General features: G+C 28.7%; 18 protein-coding genes. 5 read left to right on the top strand and 13 right to left on the bottom strand.

Annotated elements, in window-relative coordinates; genetic code table 11:
- Both CX675_RS01390 and CX675_RS01385 read left to right on the top strand, forming a co-directional pair.
- A partial coding sequence (locus tag CX675_RS01390; protein WP_165395946.1) for a T9SS type A sorting domain-containing protein occupies window positions 1-840 on the top strand: 840 nt, incomplete at its 5' end.
- A 67-nt stretch (window positions 841-907) separates the two neighbouring features.
- Window positions 908-1,903 (top strand): hypothetical protein, encoded by a 996-nt coding sequence (locus tag CX675_RS01385; protein ID WP_130733426.1) that lies wholly within the window; start codon window positions 908-910, stop codon window positions 1,901-1,903.
- 29 nt (window positions 1,904-1,932) lie between these two features.
- Here the strand turns inward: CX675_RS01385 and CX675_RS19690 are convergent, their stop codons facing one another.
- The 6 genes from CX675_RS19690 to CX675_RS19675 all read right to left on the bottom strand — a co-directional run bounded on the left by CX675_RS19690 (window position 1,933) and on the right by CX675_RS19675 (window position 4,578).
- Window positions 1,933-2,082 carry a hypothetical protein gene (locus CX675_RS19690; RefSeq protein WP_165395945.1) on the bottom strand — a complete coding sequence of 50 codons (150 nt, stop codon included), beginning with the start codon at window positions 2,080-2,082 and terminating at the stop codon, window positions 1,933-1,935.
- Window positions 2,083-2,138: 56 nt separating this feature from the next.
- Entirely contained in the window at window positions 2,139-2,294 is a 156-nt protein-coding gene (locus tag CX675_RS19685; protein WP_165395944.1) for a hypothetical protein, read from the bottom strand.
- 20 nt (window positions 2,295-2,314) lie between these two features.
- A complete protein-coding gene (locus CX675_RS19680) occupies window positions 2,315-2,461 on the bottom strand; it encodes a hypothetical protein (RefSeq protein WP_165395943.1) in 147 nt (48 codons plus the stop codon).
- 19 nt (window positions 2,462-2,480) lie between these two features.
- A complete protein-coding gene (locus CX675_RS01380; protein ID WP_130733425.1) occupies window positions 2,481-2,672 on the bottom strand; it encodes a hypothetical protein in 192 nt (63 codons plus the stop codon).
- A 538-nt stretch (window positions 2,673-3,210) separates the two neighbouring features.
- A complete protein-coding gene (locus CX675_RS01375; protein WP_130733424.1) occupies window positions 3,211-4,275 on the bottom strand; it encodes an AraC family transcriptional regulator in 1,065 nt (354 codons plus the stop codon).
- Window positions 4,276-4,401: 126 nt separating this feature from the next.
- Window positions 4,402-4,578 carry a hypothetical protein gene (locus CX675_RS19675; RefSeq protein ID WP_165395942.1) on the bottom strand — a complete coding sequence of 59 codons (177 nt, stop codon included), beginning with the start codon at window positions 4,576-4,578 and terminating at the stop codon, window positions 4,402-4,404.
- Window positions 4,579-4,932: 354 nt separating this feature from the next.
- Here CX675_RS19675 and CX675_RS01370 point away from each other — a divergent pair, with 354 nt between their 5' ends.
- The 3 genes from CX675_RS01370 (at window position 4,933) to CX675_RS01360 (ending at window position 8,144) form a co-directional block, all read left to right on the top strand.
- On the top strand, window positions 4,933-6,111 hold the full coding sequence (locus CX675_RS01370) for an acyl-CoA dehydrogenase family protein (RefSeq protein WP_130733423.1): 1,179 nt from the start codon (window positions 4,933-4,935) through the stop codon (window positions 6,109-6,111).
- A 121-nt stretch (window positions 6,112-6,232) separates the two neighbouring features.
- Window positions 6,233-7,015, top strand: coding sequence for a DUF3050 domain-containing protein (locus tag CX675_RS01365; RefSeq protein ID WP_130733422.1), 783 nt, complete (start codon window positions 6,233-6,235; stop codon window positions 7,013-7,015).
- A 226-nt stretch (window positions 7,016-7,241) separates the two neighbouring features.
- A complete protein-coding gene (locus CX675_RS01360; protein WP_130733421.1) occupies window positions 7,242-8,144 on the top strand; it encodes a metallophosphoesterase in 903 nt (300 codons plus the stop codon).
- Here the strand turns inward: CX675_RS01360 and CX675_RS01355 are convergent.
- The 7 genes from CX675_RS01355 to CX675_RS01325 form a co-directional block, all read right to left on the bottom strand.
- Complete coding sequence (locus tag CX675_RS01355; protein ID WP_130733420.1) at window positions 8,141-9,652, bottom strand: polyamine aminopropyltransferase; 1,512 nt, start codon at window positions 9,650-9,652, stop codon at window positions 8,141-8,143. The two genes, CX675_RS01360 and CX675_RS01355, sit on opposite strands and share 4 nt — an antisense overlap.
- The gene (locus tag CX675_RS01350; protein ID WP_130733419.1) at window positions 9,645-9,857 is read right to left on the bottom strand and encodes a DUF350 domain-containing protein; all 213 of its coding nucleotides are present in this window, start codon (window positions 9,855-9,857) and stop codon (window positions 9,645-9,647) included. The genes CX675_RS01355 and CX675_RS01350 overlap by 8 nt, the downstream gene beginning before the upstream one ends.
- Window positions 9,858-9,865: 8 nt before the next feature.
- Window positions 9,866-10,051, bottom strand: a complete 186-nt coding sequence (locus tag CX675_RS01345; protein ID WP_130733418.1) for a hypothetical protein — start codon at window positions 10,049-10,051, stop codon at window positions 9,866-9,868.
- Window positions 10,048-11,271: a DUF4178 domain-containing protein gene (locus CX675_RS01340; RefSeq protein WP_130733417.1), complete on the bottom strand. Its 1,224-nt coding sequence runs from the start codon at window positions 11,269-11,271 to the stop codon at window positions 10,048-10,050. The genes CX675_RS01345 and CX675_RS01340 overlap by 4 nt, the downstream gene beginning before the upstream one ends.
- Before the next feature lie 2 nt (window positions 11,272-11,273).
- A complete protein-coding gene (locus CX675_RS01335; protein WP_130733416.1) occupies window positions 11,274-11,636 on the bottom strand; it encodes an S-adenosylmethionine decarboxylase family protein in 363 nt (120 codons plus the stop codon).
- A gap of 405 nt (window positions 11,637-12,041) precedes the next feature.
- Window positions 12,042-12,656 carry an HmuY family protein gene (locus tag CX675_RS01330; RefSeq protein WP_130733415.1) on the bottom strand — a complete coding sequence of 205 codons (615 nt, stop codon included), beginning with the start codon at window positions 12,654-12,656 and terminating at the stop codon, window positions 12,042-12,044.
- A 24-nt stretch (window positions 12,657-12,680) separates the two neighbouring features.
- Entirely contained in the window at window positions 12,681-14,750 is a 2,070-nt protein-coding gene (locus CX675_RS01325) for a TonB-dependent siderophore receptor (protein ID WP_130733414.1), read from the bottom strand.
- Window positions 14,751-14,829 lie beyond the last annotated feature (79 nt).

Below are 14,829 nucleotides of genomic sequence, written 5' to 3'. Positions count from 1 at the left end.
AATCAAGAATTAAGTTTATCAGGATCTACTTTAAGCATTTCTGGTGGTACTAACACCGTTGATTTATCTTCTCTTACGGGTACTGATAGCCAAGATTTAACTTTAACTGGTAATACTTTAAGCTTGTCAAATGACGCTACTACGGTAGATTTAAGTGGTTATTTAGATAATACAGACAATCAAGAATTAAGTTTATCAGGATCTACTTTAAGCATTTCTGGTGGTACTAACACCGTTGATTTATCTTCTCTTGCGGGTACTGATAGCCAAGATTTAACTTTAACTGGTAATACTTTAAGCTTGTCAAATGACGCAACTACGGTAGACTTATCGGCTTATGTTAATACCGATTCTCAAAACTTAACTTCTGCTACATTATCTGGAAACACATTAACTATTGCAATTGAAAATGGAGCTTCTGTGAATGTAGATTTATCTCCAATTTTAAGTGCTTTAGAAACAGAAAACATGAATCAACAAACGCAAATAAATGATATTTTAACTCGTTTAGACGCTATTGAAGCTTGTGCTTGTGACGGAATGCTTGCAGGACCTACACACACTGGTAGTAGAGTTTCTGGTCCAATTTTATATCAAAATGTACCAAATCCTTTTAATCACACTTCGGTTATTAAATATTATCTTCCTTCTGAATCTGAAAATGCAAAACTTGTTTTTACAGATATGTTAGGAAAAATAATTGAAAAAGTGGATTTAAATGAAACAGGAGAAAAAGAACTTCATATTAATACCAAAGGACTTGCTTCTGGAATTTACAATTACACCCTTTTTATTGGTGGAAAGAAAATAGACAGTAAAAAAATGGTTATTAAATATTAATTATTTGAAATAAAATATTTTTTAAAAGCTTCAGGTTAAATCTTGAAGCTTTTTTTATTTTTACCACATGAATATATTACAAATAGACCGACTCAATACCCTGTTAATTTTAATTTCATTTGTATTTGCTTACATCTTTCCCTTTGAGTTATTTGTATTAAGTTACGCCATATTAGGGCCATTACATTATTTAACTGAAATCAATTGGATAAAAGATAAAAATTACTTTATTAATAGTAAAAAATGGATTTATTTTATTCTTTTTTTTACCCTAATAATAGCTATCCCTGGTATTTTAAGAATTTCATTCTTAGACTCTTTAAAAGACATAGCTATCTTCAAAATACTACGTTATCAATTACCTAAATATACGAATCACATCTTTTTTTTATCACTGGTAATTGCCTTTAGTTTATTGTTTTGGAAACAAAAAAAACAACAATTAATTGTTATTGCTATTGGGTTTTTAATTGCTTTTTTACTGCATCAATTTAAAACATACCATGTTATTATAGGTATTTTACTTCCCACATTAATACATGTCTATCTTTTTACTATTTTATTTATGTGGTATGGTAATTTAAAAGATAAAAGCACGATAAATTACTTTAATATTTTTCTAATGCTTGCCATACCATTAATCTTAATAGTAATTGACATTGACAATACCAGCTACCATTTTTCTGAAACTATTAAAACTATAATTAGTACTAATTTTTATAAATTAAATGTCACCGTTTTAAATTTTTTCGGAATTGAATACAACAATTTTTTATTTTTTAATGAAATGGCGAATTTAAAAATTCAGATTTTTATTGCTTTCGCTTATACCTATCATTACTTAAATTGGTTTTCAAAAACAACTGTTATCGGGTGGCACAAAAAAATAACCAAAAAAAAATCTATTCTAATTTGTATTTTCTGGGTACTCGCTGTAAGTCTGTATTTTTATGATTATGCTACTGGACTTGCGGTATTATTATTTTTAAGTTTATTACATGTTGTTATGGAGTTTCCTCTCAATATTTTATGCATTAAAGCTATAATAAAAAACCACCAATAAAACTATTAGTGGTTTTAATATTAAGATAATTATTTTAATTTACACTTTGGATATCCAGGTTTGCCACAACAAGCCTCTTGAATACTACAAGGATCATTAAACGTACCTCCCGATACTTCCTTTTGTTCATTTTTACTTAAAATTTGAACACCTTGAATACTTAAAATTGAGTTTTTCATAATTATTATATTTATTTGATTCATATATAAAGCCAATTGAAATTAAGCTCTTACAACTAGAATTCTGCACAAATTACCCAAGATTCACAACCAAAAGGAGGTAATGGTGGCGAGTTTTCTTTTAAACAACATAAATCCCAATCTTCTGTTTTACCACCGCCAATTGCTTTCAATTCATTTTTAGAAAGCAATTGCACTTTTTCGAATTTCATAATTTTTATTTTCATAATTTTTATTTTTCCATACAAGGTGGATAACCAGGTTTACCACAACAAGCTTGTTGAATTTGACAAGGATCATGATGACCACCAGCTACTATTTTTTGTTCATTTTTATTTAAAACTCTAATCCCTTGAATACTTAAAATTGATTTTTTCATGACTATAAATAGATTAACATTAACAATTAGATGGAACATACCCACAACATCCAGTAGATTTATTATAAATACCTTGTAATTCTTCAATACATTGTTCTCTAGTTATTCCGCAAATTTGTTGCCAACACGCATTTGCTCCACCATTAATTTTCTTTTTATCAACTAATGTTAACTCGTGAACACCTTTCAAACTTAAAATTGATTTCTTCATGTTTACTCTTTTTAATTGTTTCAAACATTTAATGTCAATTGAAACTTTTGACAGTATAATGGCCATTATATTTTTTTTGATATTATATTCTTAAAATCAGCAACCAATTCTTTTGAAACATAACTTCAAAACAAATTTGTAGTAAAAAAAAGGTTTTTAAAAAAAGTAAAACATAGGATTTATAAAAAAAAGGCCTGTATTTTTTAAATTATAGCACTTACTACTTTAACATTGAGGACCACTAAACAAACAAAAACATCTTTTCAACGATATAAAATTTTGATTTTTAAACATTTTAAGAACTAATGAAATAAAAACAATCATCTAACACTATAATTGAGTTATAATTCTGTAATTGAGACTTTCACAAGTAGTACTTGAAAACTTTCAAAGAGAATAAGAATAATAACTGATTACAGAAAAAATAGTTCCTAAAGATTCAGAAGAATAAAGAAATATCCAGAAAAGAATGTTCATTGATAACCTTGAATAGAAAATCGACAAATTTCATAAATTTTAAAAGAGACATTACTTACAATTATCTCTTTTCTTTTTTAACTGCATTAATGAATTGAAACGGAGTAACTCCCATTTTCTTTTTAAAAGACGTAGTAAAAGAATCTGCATTTTTAAAACCAACAGTTTCAGCTATAGCTTGTGTGGTATATTCTCTAAATATGGAATTATTTTTTATCTGCTCTATTGCATAATTAATTCTTAATTCATTAAGATAACTACTAAAAGATTGCTGATAGTATTTATTTACCACATGTGATAAGTAAGACGTGTTTGTTTTTATTTTTTTAGCTACAAATTGTTGTGTAAAATCATTCTTAAGATACATTTTTTTATCAATCAATTTTTCTAATCGATTTAGTATTTGCCTTTCACTCTCTTCACTCAAGAGTAGAGATTCTTTTTTTAATGCAACTTTCTCTATTACACTAAAGGCATTGCTATTTTTGGAAATTTGAAATTCATAAAATATTGGAGCTTTGATAATACCATAATATCCAATACTCATTACAAAAAGAGATAAAAAGAAAAGTGTTATTTCCGATATATTAAAAAAAATTGTTCCCCATGTTATCCCAATTCCTATAATTAAAAAACGTAACCATTTTAAATTAAGCTTTCTTAGAACATTATTCTCATCTTGTTTCAACTCATACTCTTTAATTGTTTTAAAAGAATAATAAACTCCCAAAAAACCTGATAGAAGAACTAAAACAAAATAAACTATTCCCCATATTGTGGTTTGCTCAACAGAAACGAAAAGACTAAAATTTTGATTATAAAACAAATAAAACAAACCAATCATACAAATAAACAGTGGCATGACTAAAACAACAAAAATTATTTTACTTGTTTTAAAGTGTAATAACGTTTTTGTATAAAGAAACAATAAAAGACCATGAAAAAAAGGGAAAGGCACGTTTAAAATATTTAATATCAAGTTCTCTTTTTTACCATAAAATAAAGACAAATCTAAACCTAGTATGAGTAACCAAAGAATTAAAATATAGTCAGATTTAGATTTTTTCTTATGCAATAAAATAACTATTAAAAAAACTGAAAAGAAGGCACCTAAAATATAAATCATTGTATTTGATTAAAAAATGTATTTAGATAATAGCACATAAAATTTTAGAATTTTATTTTTTTTAGAAAAAAAGCCACTTATAAGATTATAAGTAGCTTTTGCAAATTTTAGATATATCTGTTTTAATTAGCAGATATAATTATTTTGAGCAGGAATATAACAACATACCTTTTCTCCATTTACATAAATAAAACTCCCATCTCCTCCACAGCGTTTTGTAATAATTGCTCCGCCATTAATTTCTTTTTGTTCTTTTTTTGACAATTCTTGTGCACCACTTAATTTTAAGATCTTTTTTAACATAATTAAAAGTTTTAAATAATTTATACTTGTTTATTCAATTGTTTAAGACACTTGAACACTTGTCTTCAATATAAAAAATTAACCATCGATTTTTTGAATTATATCGATAAGTAATTATAAAGTGGTTTATAGAAGTAAAAGTCTCGAGAAGACCAGATACAAATTTTAATCGTATCGAGTTCTAAAGTAATATTATTTTTTGAAATACAAAAATATTTTTTAATGCTGGTGGTTTCCATTTTACTTGTTTGAAAAATATAACAATTGTTCGTTGATTTGTTAAAAATCTTTATTTACTTTTGTTTTATTAATTTAACAAAGCTGTAAGGCAAACTATCTCTTAATAACTTATATATGAAACCAGACTTATTTCAGGCTCCAGATTATTATCAATTGGATGATTTATTAAATGACGAACACAAACTGGTACGTGATTCAGCACGTGCTTGGGTAAAAAGAGAAGTTTCTCCAATTATTGAAGAATACGCTCAAAAAGCTGAATTTCCAAAACAAATTGTAAAAGGTTTAGCAGAAATAGGTGGTTTTGGACCATATATTCCAGTAGAATATGGTGGAGCTGGTTTAGACCAAATTTCGTATGGTTTAATCATGCAAGAAATAGAAAGAGGAGATAGTGGCGTTCGCTCTACTTCATCTGTACAATCTTCATTAGTTATGTACCCTATTTGGAAATATGGAAATGAAGAGCAACGTATGAAATATTTACCAAAATTAGCTACAGGTGAATTCATTGGTTGTTTTGGTCTTACAGAACCAGATCATGGTTCAAACCCAGCTGGTATGGTAACCAATTTTAAAGATATGGGTGACCATTATCTATTAAATGGTGCGAAAATGTGGATTTCTAATGCGCCTTTTGCTGATATCGCTGTGGTTTGGGCAAAAAATGAAGAAGGAAGAATTCATGGTTTAATAGTAGAAAGAGGCATGGATGGATTTACCACTCCTGAAACTCATAATAAATGGTCACTTCGTGCTTCTGCTACAGGAGAGTTAATTTTTGATAATGTTAAAGTACCAAAAGAAAACTTACTACCTAATAAATCTGGTTTAGGAGCTCCTCTTGGTTGTTTGGATTCTGCTCGTTATGGAATTGCTTGGGGTGCAATTGGTGCTGCTATGGATTGTTATGACACAGCTTTACGTTATTCTAAAGAGCGTATTCAGTTTGACAAACCTATTGGTGCTACCCAATTACAACAAAAAAAATTAGCCGAAATGATTACCGAAATCACAAAAGCACAATTATTAACTTGGAGATTGGGGGTTTTACGAAATGAAGGAAGAGCGACTTCTGCACAAATTTCTATGGCTAAAAGAAACAATGTAGACATGGCTCTAACTATTGCTAGAGAAGCACGTCAAATGCTAGGCGGAATGGGAATTACAGGAGAATATTCTATCATGAGACATATGATGAATTTAGAATCTGTAGTTACTTACGAAGGTACTCACGACATACATTTATTAATCACTGGACTAGACATCACAGGATTAAATGCATTTAAATAATAGCATAATAGATAAAAAAAATCAAAAATGCTTCGCTTTTTAGTGAAGCATTTTTAATTTTGGAACATTATTTGCAATCTATTATGTAATAGGTTACGTATATAATTTAAAAATCAGCATTATGAATACCCAAATTATTAACCAAAAAATTTTAGCTTATAAAGAACAATTACTGCAACATTCATTATACAATGAAATTAAAACGGTTGAAGATTTAAATTGTTTTTTAGAACATCATGTTTTTGCTGTGTGGGACTTCATGTCTCTTCTAAAAGCATTACAAGCTAAGTTAACCTGCACTACAACCCCTTGGTTACCTGTTGGCAATCCAGAAATTCGCTATTTAATTAATGAAATTGTAGTGGCAGAAGAAACCGACGTGGATCAGAATGGCAATAGAAAAAGCCATTATGAATTATATTTAGATGCTATGGAAGCTTTAGGTGCCGATACACTTCCTATTCAAAACTTTTTAACCGATGTAGAAGCAACAAAAAACATTTTTGTATCAATTAAACATAGCGATTTACATCCTAATGTAAAAGCCTTTCTAGATTTTACATTCCGAGTTATTGAAGAAGGAGACTCGCATCAAATTGCCGCTGCATTCACTTTTGGAAGAGAAGATTTAATCCCTGAAATGTTTACCGCAATATTGAAAAAATTTCAAGCCAATTTTCCAGATAAAGATTTGTCAAAATTAATTTATTATTTCGAAAGACACATCGAATTAGATGCCGATGAACACGGACCAATGGCTATGAAAATGATTGAAGAATTATGCAATAACGATGCAAAAAAATGGCAAGAAGTGGAAGAAGTATCAATTATAGCCCTTCAAAAAAGAATTGGCCTATGGAATGCTATTGAAGAAGCTATCACTAAAAAAATGGAATTCATTTAAAGCTTTTCGCGCTATCCGATTCAAGAAATCGTTTCCAAATTACATTACTAAATAAAAAAAGGAGCTTCTTTACAGTTGCTCTTTTTTTATAAGTAAAGCTACCATTTGGAAACGATTTGCTTTCCCCTACTATCACGGCTAAATTAGACCCCATTCAAAATAGCAATTCCACTAAAAATAGCCTATTTTTGATAAGGACAAATAAATTCATTAAAGCATAAAAAACATGTCTTCTCAAGATCGATTAAATAAAGCCTATAAAGAAGCAAAAAGAATTGCTTTTACAAACACCGATAAGTTTATTTTATTTAGCGATTGCCACCGAGGCGATAGTAGTTTTGCTGATGATTTTGCTAACAACAGGAACATTTACTACCATGCGTTAGATCATTATTTTAAAGAAAATTATACTTATATAGAACTCGGTGATGGCGATGAATTGTGGGAAAATATATTCTTTAAAACTATTTTTGAAGCGAATAAAAATGTCTATCAATTACTTCAAAAATTTTATTTTTCTAATCGCTTGCATCTCATTTACGGCAATCATGATATGGTATATCGCAATGAAAATGTAGTTAAGAAAAATTTATACGAATACTTTGATCAACGAAAAGGGGAAAACGTACCATTATTTCCAAACATTCAATTTCATGAAGCGATTGTATTAGAGAACAAAGACAATTACAATCAAGAATTGTTTTTAACACACGGTCATCAAGCCGATTTTATGAATTATGTAGGCTGGAAAATTAATCGTTTTCTAGTACGAATTTTATGGAAACCGCTTCAAGTTTGGGGTATTAAAGACCCTACAAGTCCTGCCAAAAATTATGTTGAATTAATTAAAGTAGAAAAAAGAATTAAAAAATGGATTGCTGACAATAACAACAAAATAACCATTACTGGTCACACCCACCGACCTCGATTTCCTAGTCCTATTGAAAATGCATTATATTATTTTAATGATGGCAGTTGTGTGCACCCTAGAAGTATTACAGGTATTGAAATTGTAAACGGCACCATTGCTTTAATCAAATGGTCTATTGACACCAAAGAAGACGGCACCCTCCAAATTAAAAAAGAATGCTTAGAAGGACCTTGCAGATTAGAAGATTATAAAAATTAATAGTTGCTCCATTCTGCATTGAAATAAGCAACTAATTTTTGATTATTTAGTTTATTAATCTCAACCTCATTTATTAGCATGTCTTTAGAAAAATAGGTGAAATTGTCTAAATTATAATTATAGAATTTTAAATTGGGGATTTTTCTCTTAATCTTATTATCATAGTCATAATTTGCTGTTAAAGTGAATCCCCATTCTCCAAAAGAAGGCAAATAGACATGATATGGAACCGCAGTAACAAATTCGGATTGAATGGTCTTATGAATGCACCAAAAAGATTTTGGAGCAAAAAATGGTGAAGTAGATTGTACAACCACAACAGCTTCTTTACTCAATACTTTTTGAAGACTCGCATAAAAACTATTGGTATATAACTTTCCTAAACTAAAATTTGAAGGATCGGGAAAATCTATAATAACAACATCATATTTTTTATGATTTCTTTCATTAAGCCATGCAAAAGCATCTTTATTAATAATCTTTACTTTTTGATGTTGTAAAGAAGCATTATTCATTTTAACAAAGAGTTGATTCTTCTGAAACAAACGGGTCATTTCTTCATCTAAATCTACTAATGTAATGGTTTTTACTTCCTGATACTTTAAAATTTCTCTGGCTGCCAAACCATCACCACCACCTAAAATTAAAACATGGTCAATCTTATTCGCCAAAGACATGGTAGGGTGCACTAACATTTCATGATAACGGTATTCATCAAAAGTGCTAAACTGAAGATTATTATTTAAATAAAGATTGAAATTCTTTCTTTCATGGGTTAAAACAATCCGCTGGTGTTTAGTTGTTTTTGAAAACACTATATTCTCACCATATAAATTTTTTTCCGAAAAGGATAATATTTTTGAGGCAAACCACAAGGTTACTATTAAAATGAGCAAAGAAAAAAAGCCTTTAAACTTTAAAAAATAACTCCCTCTTATCTCCTTTTCAAGTAAAAAACACATCAATAAGCCCGTTGAAATATTAACAATCCCAAAAACTATTGAGGTTTCTATTAAACCTAAATATGGAATAAAAAACACAGGAAAAAGAATGGACGCAATTAAAGCGCCTATATAATCAAAAGTAAATACGTTTGAAACCAAAGTACTAAATTGGAATTTATCTTTTAAAATATTCATTAATAAAGGAATTTCTAATCCGACTAAACATCCAATAACAAATACTATAAAATACAAATAAAACTCAAAAAAATCTACTCTGTTAAAAATCAAGAATAATAATGGAGCACTCAAACCACCTATTAATCCAATTAAAATTTCGATTTCAATAAAACGCTTTATCAAATTGTCACTTTGAAAAAATTTAGACAAATAGGAACCTATACCCATAGAGAATAGGTAAATTCCAATGATTAAAGAAAATTGTGTGATTGAATCTCCTAAAAGATAACTAGCCAAAGTACCAGCAATTAATTCATAAATTAATCCGCAGGTAGATATGATAAAAATAGTTATTAAAAAAAGATATTCATATTTAATCTTAACCATGAATTGCCATTCCTATAATAAATGAAATACCTAAAATAAAAGCTGCTAAAACAATAGCTAAAGCTGTATTCTTGTTTTCAACAATTTCTTTCCATGATTTTTCTGGGGTAATTTTTTCAATAATAAAATAACACAATAATAGAATGACAAATCCTAATAAAGAATAGATTATTGAAGCTACAACAGGTTTAAAAAACTCTTCCATTTATAAAATTATTTATGATGATAACTATTTGAATTGTAAATTCTGCTTGAACGCGTTCGCTTTTCTTTTTCTACTTTTTCACAATTACATATTCTATTTCCAGAAAAAGTACTGCTCAAATAAATTACAAGAATAGCAACTACTATTAGTATAGGTATTTTATTATTAAAAATGTCTTTTTTAAATTGAATCATTTGTCTTTTTTATAAGGTGAATAATAATTGTCTTCCCATCTTTTATTTTCAAAATTATTTTTAATAATAAATAAAATAACTCCTAAAGCTAAAAAGATAAAAATGGAAACATATAAATTCCAATTATCTGGTTTTCCCCAATATATTTTAAGCCTTAAATAAGAATTTTTTGAGTTTTCTTCTTTGCTTGGCAAAACCATAATCTTATATTTTCCTGAACTAACTCCACAGATATTAAATTCTTCTTGTTTGCTCCCTTCATTCCAATTTTCTCCTTCAGAATTACCATAATAGTATTCTAAATCTTTGGCAAAATAAACCTGTTCTCCTGTCTCTTCATTGATCAAAACAAAATCGGTAGTAATCCATGAATTATCTACATCAGAAGCGACGGTTATGTTTAAAGGTGCAATAGGACCATTCAAAGTAAAAACATTGGTATACTTTTCTTTATTGTTTCCTTTATCTAAATCGATAACATTTTCAAAAATTAATTGTTCTTTACTCTGTGTATAAAAAACAATATGTAACAACGTTGTAAGTAAAATACCAATTATAAAAATAGTATATACTTGAGAAAGATTATAATAAAAAGGCTGTAAAGCTCCTATTCCGTTTTTAGGTTTTAAATCAGTTGTTGCAAGTATCTTTTTTATTTCTTTTTGAGAAATATATTCTCCTAAATAAAAGTCTTTATGTTTTCCATTTGTTTCTATAGAAATACCAAACGGAGGGGCAATAAATTCTTCATAATGACTAAAACCTGTATCTAATTTGTCTTCAAAAAAACCAACCCTATAATACTCTTTAGATTTACCAACTTCATATTTTTTAAATTCAATCGCATTATACAGTATAGTTTCTTTGTTTGTAGCGCTATTTATGGTAATGCTTTTTTCAAGAGACCAATGACCTGCTTCTTCTGTCAAATAAATTATTTCACCAGACTTAGACACCAACTGATATTCAAACCATGATTCTCCCTTCTCATTCTTTTTATGCACATAATTAACCACAGTGTAAGCAATCGTATCTATGATACCTTTTGCACCTATTTTTATTTTGGGCACATAGGATGATTGAGAAGTTGTGTCTAAGAAAACGAATTCTCCTGATTTATATTTATAATTACTATTGCAAGACGGGCAAGTATAATATTTAAAATTGAAGTTATCTATTAGTTCAAAAGAAGCACTACAACGAACACATGTTATCTCCATAATTACCTTACAATTTCATTAGAAGAAACAATACTTGCTTCAAAGAAAGTTGCCATCTTATGAGCAATAGCTTTTACTTTATGGGTATTATCACACGAATAATTACATAAATAAACATCCATGGTTATCCTATTTATTTCTGGCCAAGTGTGGATACAAATATGCGATTCTTTTAAACAAATGGCTGTAGTAAAACTTTTATTTTCAAAAATAAAAAATGACGCTCCCACTTTTTCTAGTTGGAATTCTAATAACAAATCATCTATGTACTGAGCGCATGAATTATAATTTAATAACTTATTTTCATTATTAGATTGTAAGGTTTGTAAAATATGCAATCCTAGAATAGAATTTTGTTGTTCCATTTCATTAATTTATATAGTACTTATACGAAGCTTTTTTTAAAATGTTACATTCTTAAAAATTTACTTATCTAAAAATTGAAGCAAACCACTAAATATCAAACTTTTGAGTTATTTCATAAAAGATAACATTAAAAAATTGTCCTAAAGGAATTTACATTGTAAAAATTACCCATTCAAACGGAGATTCAAAAAGTTATAAAATAATGAAAGAACAATTTAGAACTTATAGCTTTAATTGTATCTTAATCGAAAAGAAAAGACTTGTTCAATAACAAGTCTTTTCTTTTTAATTAGTTTGTAATAAAAAAACTGCTCTAAGGGAAAAAGAGCAGTTTCTGACTAAAAAAATAACAAAAAATCTAAATGAATAGTGTCTATTTCTAATGGATATTTAACGTTTTCCTATTAAAAATGCGTAGCACTATTAGGTTGATATACAAATTTGAATGTATAATATCGAGAAGCTGATGTCATATCTGGGTTAGCAGGAGCATCTTGATAATAACTTAATATTTCAAATTTTGCATATTTGCCATCATGTGTTTTTACAACATATACTTTACCTGCTTTTGGAGTAATAACATGTGTTGTTGGGTTATAATCATACCAAGGTTCAGAAAAAGCATAAGTTCCCGAGCCATCTTGAGCAAAAGTAGTGGCTTCTGGTATCACTGTAACCGCATTAAAGGTAGCGGCTAAAGTACTTACTGCGCCATCACCTGTTCGGGTTGGTTCATCGGTTAAACCTATTGCTTCTCCTCCATTAACGATAAGCGTTGTGCCTCGAAAAGCAATATCCCAATTATCAGAAGTTACAATTTCATTTTCAGAAAAACTAAATTTTGTAAAAGCTCCAGCCGTAGGTTGCCCCTGTCCTCCTGTTTGTGGTGCGTATAAATTAGCTACTGTTTTTGTTTCTAAGCTAGCAGGTGTGTTAGTTACAGCATCATCATCATTATTACAAGACGTAAAGAAAAGGAATAAAGAAAAAATGGATAATTGAATTACTTTGGTATTCATAATATATGTATTTAAGTTAATTTGTTAAAAGTTAAATTGCATTCTAGCAAACAATTGTCTACCAGAAATAGCACTAATTTGATCTGGGTTTTTAAAATCGAATAGATTATTACTTCCTATTTGTAAAGTCATTTTTTGCTTTATTTCTTTGGTTATAGAAAGATTTGTTAAAAAATAATCTTTGACAAAGACATCATATTTATCTAGAATTTGATTGTTATTTGAATCTACAATTCCATATTTACTTCTGTAGAAAATTCTTAAATTAAAAGTGGTTTTTAGTTTTGGAATCGTATATAAAACTTTAAGGTTTGCAGTGTGTTTTGATCGATTAAAAAGTCCGAAATAGTCCGTTTTTTTAAGTTGAAAGGATTCTAAGGTATTGGCATCTCTAGCAAAAACAGTTCCGTTATCTAGATCACGTAAAACCGATTTGTCTTTTGCAATAAGGTATTGGTAACCCAAAGAAAATTTCAAATTGGAATGAAAAGAATAATGGAAGTTATTTTCTAAACCATACGTAAAAATTTCATCTATATTAAAATAACTAAATACATTTTGACCGTTTGTTTTCTGGGCTATTACTTTCGTATCAATTAAATTAGAAATAGCATTATAAAACACATTGGTATCCCATTTAAAATTATTTTTCTCATAAAAACTTCCCACATTGATGTTCACTGAACTTTCAGGTTTTAATTCACTTGAAAAATCAATTCCATTGGTTCGAAATAAAATTTGTCCTTGATTGTCTAATTCATTCAACCTTTCTTCAGCCACATTATACCCAAAAACGGCATAACCAATAGCCGAATTGGTAAAATCGAAATACAATTGTCTAAAATCTGGAGCTTTATAACCATAACCAATAGAAGATTTTAATGATAAATGAGTGTTCAATTTATAATTTGCTGCTATTTTAGGACTCCATTGTGATTGATACTGATTGTGATTATCAAATCGGAATCCTGTCAAAATATTCCATTTTTTACTAGGATTATAATCGTATTGCAAAAAAACATATTGTGAATTAAAAATGACTTGTGAAGCAAAGTAGGTTCTATCCAATGTTTCATGATTTAAACCAAAACCAGTTGTTATTTTACTTTTTGGCAAAGAAAAAGTGGTTCGTATTTCAGGTCTAAAAAGCCATTGGTTATAAAAGCTACTTTCGAAAACAAAACCCTGAGAATCATTTAAAAATTCGTCTGTTTTATAATTTGTAGCATAGAATTCATATTCTGAATCAATAGACACATTCCATTTTTGGGATAACTTTATTTGAGTATCCCATTCCTTTATTTTCGAAATTCCCTTGTAGTTTTCCGAATCTATTGTGGCTTTATAATCTTGTTCTTGATGATAAAATCGCGTACCTAAAACCAATTGTAATGTTTTTGAAAAATCATAATAGAGTTTAGGTTGAACGGTTACATTTTGATACGGTTCGACCGTTTTTTCTGGAGTAGCTTCATTTAAATCATAACCAGCAGTTGCAAAGTAATTGGTAAAAACACTGCCAGAAAAAGCTTTTTTCTTCCATACAAAATCAAGATTAGCATCTTGCGTTTCAAAAGTAGCAAAGCGATAAGCACTGGTTCCTGAAAACACATCCTCTTTTGGTTTTTTAGTAATTATATTAATCACACCAGCTAATGCATCTGAACCATATAGAGAAGAAGAGGCGCCTTTAACGATTTCTATACTGCTAATATTTCCTACACTAATTCGAGACAAATCTAAAGTTCCTGCACTTCTACCTATTAATGGTACACCATCTAATAAAATAAGTGTATAGGCAGCATCTAAACCTTGTACTTGAATTCCTTCTGCGCCTCCAAAATCAGGTATCGTAATTAATCCAGTTTGTTCAGCAATAATATCACTCAAACGGGTAACTCCTGCTTTAGAAATAGCATCTGCAGTAATAATAGCACTAGGTAAAGGCAGCGAAGATAAACTCCTTTCTGTTCTTGTTGCAGTAACTATTACTTCTTCTAATGCTCTTGATTGTAAAGAATCTGCTTCAATTTCTTGTGAATAAACAAGATTTACACTTGGTATGAATAGTATGAAAAAAAGAATCTTTTTCATTATTTAAATTTAGACTTAATAAAATTATTTCTGCAAATATATCTCTTATTTTTATTTATTCTAAATTAATTTAATATTT

The organism is Flavobacterium sp. J27, assembly GCF_004303025.1.
Lineage (GTDB): Bacteria > Bacteroidota > Bacteroidia > Flavobacteriales > Flavobacteriaceae > Flavobacterium.
The sequence above is the reverse complement of the archived record's forward strand: the minus strand, read 5'-3'. Positions and strand labels throughout refer to the sequence as shown.

What these genes read in the sequence shown, in the direction of transcription:
- CX675_RS01335 (WP_130733416.1), bottom strand. Translation starts at nt 11,636, where the DNA reads ATGGAACAACAAAATTCTATTCTAGGATTGCATATTTTACAAACCTTA.
- CX675_RS01330 (WP_130733415.1), bottom strand. Translation starts at nt 12,656, where the DNA reads ATGAATACCAAAGTAATTCAATTATCCATTTTTTCTTTATTCCTTTTC.
- CX675_RS01340 (WP_130733417.1), bottom strand. Translation starts at nt 11,271, where the DNA reads ATGGAGATAACATGTGTTCGTTGTAGTGCTTCTTTTGAACTAATAGAT.
- CX675_RS01385 (WP_130733426.1), top strand. Translation starts at nt 908, where the DNA reads ATGAATATATTACAAATAGACCGACTCAATACCCTGTTAATTTTAATT.
- CX675_RS01325 (WP_130733414.1), bottom strand. Translation starts at nt 14,750, where the DNA reads ATGAAAAAGATTCTTTTTTTCATACTATTCATACCAAGTGTAAATCTT.
- CX675_RS01365 (WP_130733422.1), top strand. Translation starts at nt 6,233, where the DNA reads ATGAATACCCAAATTATTAACCAAAAAATTTTAGCTTATAAAGAACAA.
- CX675_RS01345 (WP_130733418.1), bottom strand. Translation starts at nt 10,051, where the DNA reads ATGATTCAATTTAAAAAAGACATTTTTAATAATAAAATACCTATACTA.
- CX675_RS01350 (WP_130733419.1), bottom strand. Translation starts at nt 9,857, where the DNA reads ATGGAAGAGTTTTTTAAACCTGTTGTAGCTTCAATAATCTATTCTTTA.
- CX675_RS19675 (WP_165395942.1), bottom strand. Translation starts at nt 4,578, where the DNA reads ATGTTAAAAAAGATCTTAAAATTAAGTGGTGCACAAGAATTGTCAAAA.
- CX675_RS01380 (WP_130733425.1), bottom strand. Translation starts at nt 2,672, where the DNA reads ATGAAGAAATCAATTTTAAGTTTGAAAGGTGTTCACGAGTTAACATTA.
- CX675_RS01360 (WP_130733421.1), top strand. Translation starts at nt 7,242, where the DNA reads ATGTCTTCTCAAGATCGATTAAATAAAGCCTATAAAGAAGCAAAAAGA.
- CX675_RS01375 (WP_130733424.1), bottom strand. Translation starts at nt 4,275, where the DNA reads ATGATTTATATTTTAGGTGCCTTCTTTTCAGTTTTTTTAATAGTTATT.
- CX675_RS19690 (WP_165395945.1), bottom strand. Translation starts at nt 2,082, where the DNA reads ATGAAAAACTCAATTTTAAGTATTCAAGGTGTTCAAATTTTAAGTAAA.
- CX675_RS19680 (WP_165395943.1), bottom strand. Translation starts at nt 2,461, where the DNA reads ATGAAAAAATCAATTTTAAGTATTCAAGGGATTAGAGTTTTAAATAAA.
- CX675_RS01355 (WP_130733420.1), bottom strand. Translation starts at nt 9,652, where the DNA reads ATGGTTAAGATTAAATATGAATATCTTTTTTTAATAACTATTTTTATC.
- CX675_RS01370 (WP_130733423.1), top strand. Translation starts at nt 4,933, where the DNA reads ATGAAACCAGACTTATTTCAGGCTCCAGATTATTATCAATTGGATGAT.
- CX675_RS19685 (WP_165395944.1), bottom strand. Translation starts at nt 2,294, where the DNA reads ATGAAATTCGAAAAAGTGCAATTGCTTTCTAAAAATGAATTGAAAGCA.